This is a genomic window from Acinetobacter sp. YH12043 (genome assembly GCF_013419915.1).
Taxonomy (GTDB): Bacteria; Pseudomonadota; Gammaproteobacteria; order Pseudomonadales; family Moraxellaceae; genus Acinetobacter.
Window position 1 is genome coordinate 47,983 of record NZ_VOZD01000025.1, and the last position, 9,251, is coordinate 57,233.

The 9,251-nt window shown below is 41.7% G+C and carries 12 protein-coding genes and 1 pseudogene; 11 read left to right on the forward strand and 2 right to left on the reverse strand.

All coding sequences use genetic code 11. The features are described from left to right. Window positions 1-78: 78 nt before the first annotated feature. From FTU01_RS12300 to FTU01_RS12350, 11 genes and pseudogenes are all read left to right on the forward strand, one after another. Entirely contained in the window at window positions 79-564 is a 486-nt protein-coding gene (locus FTU01_RS12300) for an acyl-CoA thioesterase (RefSeq protein WP_373686385.1), read from the forward strand. 260 nt (window positions 565-824) lie between these two features. Next, window positions 825-2,642, forward strand: coding sequence for a translation elongation factor 4 (gene lepA, locus FTU01_RS12305; RefSeq protein ID WP_004784519.1), 1,818 nt, complete (start codon window positions 825-827; stop codon window positions 2,640-2,642). A 21-nt stretch (window positions 2,643-2,663) separates the two neighbouring features. Beyond that, window positions 2,664-3,491: a signal peptidase I gene (lepB, locus tag FTU01_RS12310; RefSeq protein WP_159124070.1), complete on the forward strand. Its 828-nt coding sequence runs from the start codon at window positions 2,664-2,666 to the stop codon at window positions 3,489-3,491. Between the two features lie 24 nt (window positions 3,492-3,515). Beyond that, complete coding sequence (locus FTU01_RS12315) at window positions 3,516-3,887, forward strand: DUF4845 domain-containing protein (RefSeq protein WP_034171224.1); 372 nt, start codon at window positions 3,516-3,518, stop codon at window positions 3,885-3,887. Further along, window positions 3,859-4,557, forward strand: coding sequence for a ribonuclease III (rnc, locus tag FTU01_RS12320; protein WP_004784515.1), 699 nt, complete (start codon window positions 3,859-3,861; stop codon window positions 4,555-4,557). The genes FTU01_RS12315 and rnc overlap by 29 nt, the downstream gene beginning before the upstream one ends. Beyond that, a complete protein-coding gene (era, locus tag FTU01_RS12325; RefSeq protein WP_004784513.1) occupies window positions 4,557-5,585 on the forward strand; it encodes a GTPase Era in 1,029 nt (342 codons plus the stop codon). The genes rnc and era overlap by 1 nt, the downstream gene beginning before the upstream one ends. Window positions 5,586-5,603: 18 nt before the next feature. Further along, window positions 5,604-5,801 (forward strand): NF038104 family lipoprotein, encoded by a 198-nt coding sequence (locus tag FTU01_RS12330; protein ID WP_180139347.1) that lies wholly within the window; start codon window positions 5,604-5,606, stop codon window positions 5,799-5,801. Between the two features lie 11 nt (window positions 5,802-5,812). Beyond that, the gene (locus FTU01_RS12335) at window positions 5,813-6,523 is read left to right on the forward strand and encodes a DNA repair protein RecO (protein WP_180139349.1); all 711 of its coding nucleotides are present in this window, start codon (window positions 5,813-5,815) and stop codon (window positions 6,521-6,523) included. 13 nt (window positions 6,524-6,536) lie between these two features. Beyond that, entirely contained in the window at window positions 6,537-7,262 is a 726-nt protein-coding gene (gene pdxJ / locus FTU01_RS12340) for a pyridoxine 5'-phosphate synthase (protein ID WP_180139350.1), read from the forward strand. A 15-nt stretch (window positions 7,263-7,277) separates the two neighbouring features. Beyond that, complete coding sequence (locus tag FTU01_RS12345; protein ID WP_179992703.1) at window positions 7,278-7,931, forward strand: tRNA-(ms[2]io[6]A)-hydroxylase; 654 nt, start codon at window positions 7,278-7,280, stop codon at window positions 7,929-7,931. Between the two features lie 245 nt (window positions 7,932-8,176). After that, a pseudogene (locus FTU01_RS12350) lies at window positions 8,177-8,419 on the forward strand (transposase); the annotation flags it as partial. 135 nt (window positions 8,420-8,554) lie between these two features. Here FTU01_RS12350 and FTU01_RS12355 read toward each other — a convergent pair. After that, the gene (locus tag FTU01_RS12355) at window positions 8,555-8,905 is read right to left on the reverse strand and encodes a hypothetical protein (protein WP_166134638.1); all 351 of its coding nucleotides are present in this window, start codon (window positions 8,903-8,905) and stop codon (window positions 8,555-8,557) included. A 248-nt stretch (window positions 8,906-9,153) separates the two neighbouring features. Further along, a partial coding sequence (locus tag FTU01_RS12360) for a transposase domain-containing protein (protein ID WP_004785112.1) occupies window positions 9,154-9,251 on the reverse strand: 98 nt, incomplete at its 5' end.

The following is a 9,251-nucleotide window of genomic DNA, read 5'->3' on the forward strand; positions in this document are numbered from 1 at the left end:
TTATTTTTCGCAATTTACCCGAGCCATAATTTCTGTAGACTCTACATGGAAAAAATTGCGATAAAGGATAAGAGAAAAGTGACCGGTATTTTTGACCAAGTTTTGAAGGTACAACCTGAACATATTGATCGTCTAGGACATGTGAATAACGTAGTTTATGTGCAGTGGATGCAGGATGTGGCCTCGGCGCATATCGAGCAATTAGGACTCGGTTTAAATGAGTATCTGCAACTTAAACATGCCATGGTTGCAGTTGAACATCATGTCCAGTATCGCAAGGCGGCATTTGAAGGGGATGAGCTGATTCTACGAACTTGGTTAAGTGATCTAAATGCCTTGTATTCATTCAGACAGTATGTATTTTATCGTCCGCAGGATCAGAATATCCTATTTACCGGTAGTACGCAGTGGGCCTGTATCGAAATTGCGTCGGGTCGACCGAAGCGTATGTCGCCAAGTTTTACCCAAGCTTATCAGCCTCTCTCAGACAGTATTAACCCTTATGATTTTTCTACTTTATATTTGAGTAAAGAAGCAAAGGCGATAAGAGAAGAATCAATCTAATAAGGTGATGATATCGAGATTGAATAGAGAGTAGCTACCAAATAGGAGGCAACCCATTTAACAAGCTGTTTTCTTGAAAAAAAGCTGAGGAAAAGAAAATAAAACATAAAGCGGTTACGTATTTAAGATAGGCGAGAGAGAAGAAAGATAATTCTTTTTCTGTATCTCCATTCTGCTATAATCCTCGGCAATTTCTATTCGGCTTTTGTTATGCAATGACTTTTTAAATTGCATGACGCGTTTTTTTCTCAAGGTAGCCCATGGCGCAAGCTAAAAAATCTGTTGATATTAAAAACATTCGTAACTTCTCGATTATTGCGCATATTGACCACGGTAAATCGACTCTGGCAGATCGTTTTATTCAAACTTGTGGTGGTTTGCAGGATCGTGAAATGCAGGCTCAAGTTCTTGATTCTATGGAACTTGAACGCGAACGTGGGATTACCATCAAAGCGGCTTCGGTCACCTTGTACTATACCCATCCAAATGGCCAAGAGTATCAGTTGAACTTCATTGATACCCCGGGACACGTGGATTTCTCTTATGAAGTTTCACGTTCTTTGGCGGCCTGTGAAGGTGCACTTCTCGTTGTGGATGCAGCACAAGGGGTAGAAGCGCAGTCTGTTGCAAACTGCTATACCGCCATTGAGCAGGGTCTGGAAGTTTTACCAGTACTGAACAAGATTGACTTGCCACAAGCTGAACCTGAACGTGTAATTCAGGAAATTGAAGATATTATCGGGATTGAAGCGACTGAAGCACCGACCTGTTCAGCAAAAACTGGCCTAGGTATTGAAGGTGTGCTTGAAACGCTGGTGAATGTCATTCCTGCACCAACAGGTGAACGTGATGCACCGCTGCAAGCGTTGATTATTGACTCATGGTTCGATAACTACCTGGGCGTAGTATCTCTGGTTCGTGTGAAACAGGGTCGTGTTCGCAAGGGCGACAAGATGCTGGTGAAATCGACTGGTCAGACACATATCATCACTTCAGTCGGTATTTTCAATCCGAAGCATACTGAAACCGATATCCTTGAAGCGGGTGAAGTTGGTTTCGTGATTGCCGGTATTAAAGACATTTTTGGCGCACCAGTGGGTGATACCATTACACTGGCAACTACTCCAGAAGTTCCAACATTACCTGGCTTCAAAAAAGTAAAACCACAGGTCTATGCGGGCCTGTTCCCAATCGATTCCAGTGATTTTGAACCTTTCCGTGAAGCATTGCATAAACTGCAAATCAATGACTCTGCGTTGTTCTTCGAACCAGAAAGTTCTGATGCTCTAGGCTTCGGTTTCCGCTGTGGCTTCTTGGGTATGCTGCACATGGAGATCGTACAGGAGCGTCTAGAACGTGAATACGATCTGGATCTGATTTCTTCAGCACCAACGGTAATTTATGAAGCAGTGATGAAAAATGGCAATACCATTTACATCGACAGCCCATCAAAAATGCCAGATGGCTCAACTGTTGAAGACCTGCGTGAACCAATTGCAGAATGTCATATCCTCGTGCCACAGGAATACCTGGGTAATGTCATGACCTTATGTATTGAGCGCCGTGGTGTACAAAAAGACATGAAGTTCATGGCGAATCAAGTATCCGTTACTTTTGAAATTCCAATGGCTGAAGTGGTGATGGATTTCTTTGATAAATTGAAATCTTGTTCACGTGGTTTTGCCTCCCTTGACTATAACTTTGTGCGTTTTGAAAGTTCATCACTGGTGAAAGTGGATGTCCTGATCAATGGTGAAAAAGTCGATGCTTTAGCAATGATTTGCCACCGTCAGGATGCACGTCATCGTGGGATCGCACTGGTTGAAAAAATGAAAGACCTGATTCCTCGTCAGATGTTTGATGTGGCAATTCAGGCGGCCATTGGTGCGCAAATTATTGCCCGTTCTACTGTAAAAGCAATGCGTAAAAACGTATTGGCAAAATGTTATGGTGGTGACGTATCACGTAAGAAGAAACTTCTTGCAAAACAGAAAGAAGGTAAGAAACGTATGAAACAGGTGGGTAGTGTTGAAATTCCACAAGAAGCGTTCTTAGCTGTACTGAAAGTTGAACGCTAATACTATAAGGATAATAAGCCCATGGATTTTGATTTTAATTTGATTCTTGTTCCTGCGACCTTATTTTTCGTCGCGGTCTGGTTGCTGGATAAATTTGTTCTGAAACAACGACAGACCAAAGGCAAGGGCAATGAAAACTTCATTATTACTTGGGCTTATGATTTCTGGCCGGTTTTGGCCGTCGTTTTAGTATTGCGTTCTTTCCTGTACGAACCTTTCAATATTCCATCAGATTCTATGGTTCCAACACTGGAAACCGGTGATTTTATCTTGGTCAATAAGTTTGACTATGGTGTGAAATTACCGATTGTAAATACAAAAATTCTGGATACAGGTAGTCCGGAACGTGGCGATGTCGTGGTCTTCCGTTATCCGCCACAACCAACGATTAGCTATATTAAACGTGTAATTGGTTTGCCAGGTGATCATATTGTTTATGATCATGGCCAGTTAACCATTAATGGTGAGAAAGTAGCAAAAGTTCCAGTAGAATTCAGTCGTGAAAAAGATCGCCTGGATACGCCAAATTCGATTTATCATAAAGAAACCATTGGCGAACATACTTTCACTATGCGTGAGCTGGAAGGAGTTAATGTAGCTCGTCAGGCTCCATTCCTTAACTATATAGAAAATGGTAAGTTTTCAACTGAAAATGGTTTATATTGGGAAGTGAAAGTTCCAGAAGGTCATTACTTTGCGATGGGGGATAATCGCGATCAAAGTGCTGACAGTCGTTTCTGGGGCTTTGTTCCGGAAGAAAACTTAACAGGTCGCGCATTCTATATCTGGATGCATAAAGAACCTGGCTTTAAACTGCCATCGTTTAGTCGAAACGGGATAATCGATTAATTATTTCAGTCAGGAAAATAAAAAATGAAACATCAGCAAGGTGCTTCGTATATTGGAATTTTATTTGCAATCGTGGGGTTTGCTTTTCTTGCCAAAGTGGCGATTGCAGTTTGGGGGCCATACTTTGATGATCGTATGGTGGATAATCAGATTGAGGAACTTTTAAAGAGTTCTCCGGCAAATATTGCGCCAGAAAAATTTCGTCAACAGATGGGGCAGCGTTTAGAAATGAACAATATTCGCGATCTGAAGTTTGATGAAATTGCCAAAGTAACCAACACTGATGGTTTACAGGTGCACAAGAATTATGAAATTCGCAAGAATTTTATAATGAATATCGATTTAGTGATGAAGTTTGAGAAAGATTTTGATCAAAGCACAGTCAAAACTAAATGATGAGCGTCTTGCCAAACGGATCGGCTATCAGTTTAAACAAGCTGATCTGTTAAAACTGGCACTAACCCATCGTTCAGTTAGTCATAAACACAACTATGAACGCCTAGAATTTCTAGGCGATTCTCTTTTAGGGATGATCATAGCCAATTATCTCTTTACTGCTTATCCACAGGAAAATGAGGGCCGTCTGACGCGTATGCGTGCGACCCTTGTCCGACAGGAAGCGTTAGGGAAAATTGCCAATGATCTAAAATTGAGTCAGAACCTGATTCTCAGTACGGGTGAGCTGAAATCGGGTGGTCATCATCGTGAGTCTATACTTGCGGATACGGTCGAAGCCATCATTGGTGCGATCTATGTGGATTGCGGTGATCTCACTGTACTACAGGCGATTGTGCTAAAATGGTACGAACCATATTTAGACAATATTGAACCGACTGACCAGCTGAAAGATCCTAAATCACGCCTACAGGAATATTTACAAGCACGTAAAAAACCTCTCCCAGTTTACGAGGTTGTAGATATTCAGGGTGATGCCCCGAACCAGCATTTCAAAGTGGAATGCCAGGTAGAAGGCTTGCCGGTCATGGCCGGTGAAGGTTCAAGCCGACGATTCGCTGAACAGGCGGTTGCGGCAGATATTTTAAAACATTTGGAGCATAAGTCTTAATGACTACTCATTCCGATCACATTGATGCTGATCACGAGTCGCAAAGCGACAGCAATGACTTGATTAGTCAATTTTTCAGTGCACAGGGTACTGAAATTCCTTCTGATTATCGTAGCGGTTTCGTGGCGATTGTCGGACGTCCAAACGTGGGTAAATCAACTTTGATGAACCACTTACTGGGCCAGAAACTTTCGATTACTTCACGTAAGCCACAAACTACCCGTCATAAAATCGTAGGGATTGATTCACGTGAAAAATCTCAGGCAGTATTTGTTGATACACCGGGGATGCATAAAAAAGAAGTGCGTGCCATCAATAAAATGATGAACCGTGCTGCGCACTCTGCATTGCGTGATGTGAATCTGGTGCTGTTTGTCGTTGATGCACAGAAATGGACCCAGAACGATGAGCTTGTTCTGGAGAAATTAAAAAATGCGGATATGCCAGTCATTCTGGTAATCAACAAGCTGGACACGTTCGAGAACAAGAATGAAGCCTTACCGCTGATTCGTGAACGTGCCAAACTGATGAACTTTGCTGAAATCGTACCGGTGTCTGCACTTCGTGGTGCCAACCTCGAACACTTACGCGATACGATTGCCAAGTATCTGCCATTCCAGCCGCCGCTATATTCACTGGATCAGCTTACCGATCGTTCAGAGCGTTTCCTGGCCTCTGAAATTATCCGTGAAAAGATCATGCGTCAGTTAGGTGAAGAACTGCCATACGATTTAACTGTTCAGATTGAATCTTTCAAAACTGAAGAGCCGACCCTGAACGAAAAAACAGGCCGTATGAAGCCGGCATGTACTTATATTGATGCCACCATTTTCGTTGATCGTGCTGGCCAAAAAGCCATTGTGATTGGTGAAAAAGGTTCCAAGCTGAAAAAAATCGGCATGGATGCACGTGTCGACATGGAAAAAATGTTCGAGCAGAAAATCATGCTAACGCTTTGGGTGAAAGTCAAAGGCGGCTGGTCTGATGATGAGCGAGCACTGAAAAGTCTAGGTTATAGCGACATTTAAATTGGACGAGAACGGATCATGATGAAATTTCTAGCAGTCATTGCATGTGTTTTATTCTTGCAAGGCTGTATTCATAAAGTAGTGACCGTTCCTGCCAAAGTTGCCTATAAAACCACAAAGTACGCGGTCAAAGGGACCGCGGCTGTTGTGGGTGCCGCCATTCCTGATGGGGATGACGAAGAAGAAGAGAAAAAATCAAAAAAGAATAAAGACTAAAGAAGCAGCCTATGCGTAATGAAGTGCTGCATGGATACCTGATTCATCATCGTAAATATCGCGATCGCAGTCATATTGTGCATTTATTTACCCAGGAATATGGCCGTATCGATGGGATATTAAGACAAAATCCACCACCACAATATCAACCCATCAGCTTGCTAGCCTCAGGCAAATCTGAACTCAAAAACTTCACCAAATTAGAAATTGTTAATCAGCCGATCTTTTTTTTCGGTGATGCCTTTTTTTCTGGCTTTTATCTGAATGAAATCCTGTTGCGTTTATGTCCGCTTGAAGTGCAAATGCCGCTGACCTTTGCCAAATATGGCGAAACATTGAATGCCTTGCAAAAACTCTCCGATCAGGAAAATCCCAATACTTATTTAAAACAGGTTCTGCGTCAGTTTGAACATATCTTATTAGAAGAACTGGGCTATGAACTGGATTTTTCGGTCGATGCCAATCAGGCACCAATCAATCCCTTGCAACATTACTATTTTCAGTTGAATGAAGGTTTTATGCCTTCGGCCAAGGCCTTGCGCTCAACCATGTCGGGCCCGCAGATTTTAACAATGCAGCACTATGAAAATGGTAGGGATTTTAATCCAGAACAGTTACAATTACTGACGAAGCTATATCGACAGGTGATCACTGCTTTGCTTGGTGACCGACCACTGAAAAGTCGACAATTGTGGATCCAAAATTCTCAATCTCAATCGTAGTTAGGAAAATATTATGGCTGCATTACTTGGTGTCAATATTGACCATGTCGCAACTTTAAGACAAGCACGTGGTACGACCTACCCAGACCCAGTCAATGCTGCATTGATCTGTGAGCAAGCCGGTGCAGAGGGAATTACCCTGCATTTGCGCGAAGACCGCCGACATATTCAGGACGAAGATGTACGTCGTATGCGTCCGGTATTGACCACGCATATGAATCTGGAAATGGCTGTGACTGATGAAATGGTGGCTTTTGCTAAAGAAATCCAGCCGCAGCATGTCTGCTTTGTACCAGAAAAGCGTCAGGAAGTGACGACTGAAGGTGGTCTGGATGTCGTTGGTCATTTTGAAGATGTGAAAAAAGCCACCCAGGAACTGTCTGCGATTGGCTGTGACGTGTCGCTATTTATTGATGCAGACATTGCCCAGATTGATGCGGCAGTCGCTTGTGGCGCACCTACAATTGAGCTTCATACAGGTGCTTATGCCGATGCTGACACGCCAGAAGCACAGCAAGTTGAGCTGGATCGCATTATCAAAGGGGCAGAGTATGCGGCTTCTAAAGGTCTGGTGGTCAATGCAGGTCACGGTCTGAACCTGGATAATGTCACTCCAATTGCTGCGATTCCTCAAATTCATGAATTAAATATTGGTCACTCGATTATTGCAGATGCAGTTTTTGTTGGACTGGCGCAAGCTGTACAACAAATGAAGGCTGCAATTAAAGCTGCGCGTTAAGATTGCAAAAGATATATGTCAAATATTGATTATGATGAACTGATGAAGCCTGTCATTGGCTTCTTAGGTTGTGAAACACCAAAAGCCTGGCTCGATGAGGCATTACAGAATCTGGAGATCCTGATGCAGGATCATGCCAACTGTGAGAAGAAAGCAGCCAGTACAGCAATGAACCTGATGTTCCGCTATAGCTTCTTTGTAGATTTACAAGTGAAACTGGCGCAGCTGGTACGTGAAGAAATGCTGCATTATGAACAGGTGCTGGAATTCATGAATAAGCGTGGCCAGCAATGGATTGGACTCAGTGCAGGGCGTTATGCAGGTGGTTTGCGTAAGGAAATCCGGACCTATGAACCCGAAGCATTAATTGATGTGCTGGTGATTGGTGCTTTTGTAGAAGCACGTTCTTGTGAGCGATTCTATGCGCTTGCGCCGCTGGTGGATGATGAGCTAGGACGTTACTACCGTTACTTGCTTAAATCTGAATCTCGCCATTTTGAGGACTACTTGGCCTTAGCTTTAGATGTGGCTAAAACTGCAAAACTGAAAAATCCACAAGAAGATATTCAAAGCCGAATTGAGCATATCCGTGAAGTAGAAAAGAATCTGATTCTTAGTCCAGATGAAATGTTCCGTTTCCATAGTGGTGTACCTGCAAAAGCAGCTTAAAAAGCTACTTAATTAAGACATCAAAAAAGATCCTCCAAATCGGGGGATTTTTTTATAAATATAAGATTCGCTACCTAGCTTATTTATCTATTGAAAGGATTTAAAATAGCCTAAGCATTTGTAAGCGTCCGCTGAATCCCATGCCTATTTTTTAATTTTGGTCGGATTTAGAGGTGGATCAGGAAATTTGAACAACACTTATAAGTGATATTTTGCTCCCCAAATGATGTTATAAACATCAATATATGGAGTATTTTATGGCACGTAGACCAAGAAGAAATCATTCAAATGATTTTAAAGCTAAGGTAGCACTTGCTGCGATTAAAGCAGAAAAAACACTTGCTGAATTGAGTGCTGAATTTGATGTTCATCAAAACCAAATTATCGACTGGAAAAATCAACTGATTTCAGCTTCCTCGCAAGCTTTCGATCAATCAAAAGCTCCAACAGAACCACCCATCGATCTAAAAAAACTACATGCAAAAGTCGCACCTCATGTTTGAATTCACCCATTAACAGAGTGCGAATTAGTCCTTGATCATGTTTGACCACATTTCAAGGAATAGTGTCCAACTTTCGGTATGTAGATTATGGTGTGGGGTTCTCTTAAAGTTTAAACCTTATTATTTTACTTCAGTAATGCTGATTGGCTGGTCTTTTACAAATTCAACAACCCCTTCACCACGTTTAAAGTGAATTGAAACTCCATTATTATTAGCTAAACGAATACCACTACCAGCAACTGTTTGCTTTAAACTATATACCATGCCTGAGTTATCAGTCATTAAAGCAGTTTCAAAGTTATCCGATGATTTCAGAAAAATTAATAAACCATTTGGACCAGAAAATTTAAGGACCTGCGTATCAGCTGAAGTATTGCTTGTAGCCTTATCTTGTAAAGTTTCAGTCTTTGGACTCGAAGTACACCCAGTCATTGCTAAAACTAACAAAGTTAAACTTAGAAAATATTTCATTTAACTACCTTTTTCATCTGTAAATCATAGGTGTATTTATACTAATTGTTATAATTTAACAATAAAACAGATATTACTTTTTTTTACATAAAAAAGCCATAAATCGCATTTTGAACCTTACCGGATTTATCGGAGATTTTTTTATTTAAGTTAGGCCACCTGACCTAACGGGTTAATCTTATCATAGTACATTGCTTCAAACTCAAAAGGCGATACATAGTAAGCGTCCGCTGAATCCCATACCAATTTTAATTCGATTTAGGTTTCCAGCAGTGTGGCAGTAACTCTTCAATCTGGGTCACTTTATGTGTCGGCAGCCTTTTCAGCACATCACTTAAATAGGCAT

What these genes read in the sequence shown, in the direction of transcription:
- FTU01_RS12335 (WP_180139349.1), top strand. Translation starts at nt 5,813, where the DNA reads ATGCGTAATGAAGTGCTGCATGGATACCTGATTCATCATCGTAAATAT.
- FTU01_RS12345 (WP_179992703.1), top strand. Translation starts at nt 7,278, where the DNA reads ATGTCAAATATTGATTATGATGAACTGATGAAGCCTGTCATTGGCTTC.
- FTU01_RS12315 (WP_034171224.1), top strand. Translation starts at nt 3,516, where the DNA reads ATGAAACATCAGCAAGGTGCTTCGTATATTGGAATTTTATTTGCAATC.
- FTU01_RS12355 (WP_166134638.1), bottom strand. Translation starts at nt 8,905, where the DNA reads ATGAAATATTTTCTAAGTTTAACTTTGTTAGTTTTAGCAATGACTGGG.
- lepB (WP_159124070.1), top strand. Translation starts at nt 2,664, where the DNA reads ATGGATTTTGATTTTAATTTGATTCTTGTTCCTGCGACCTTATTTTTC.
- FTU01_RS12330 (WP_180139347.1), top strand. Translation starts at nt 5,604, where the DNA reads ATGATGAAATTTCTAGCAGTCATTGCATGTGTTTTATTCTTGCAAGGC.
- lepA (WP_004784519.1), top strand. Translation starts at nt 825, where the DNA reads ATGGCGCAAGCTAAAAAATCTGTTGATATTAAAAACATTCGTAACTTC.
- pdxJ (WP_180139350.1), top strand. Translation starts at nt 6,537, where the DNA reads ATGGCTGCATTACTTGGTGTCAATATTGACCATGTCGCAACTTTAAGA.
- era (WP_004784513.1), top strand. Translation starts at nt 4,557, where the DNA reads ATGACTACTCATTCCGATCACATTGATGCTGATCACGAGTCGCAAAGC.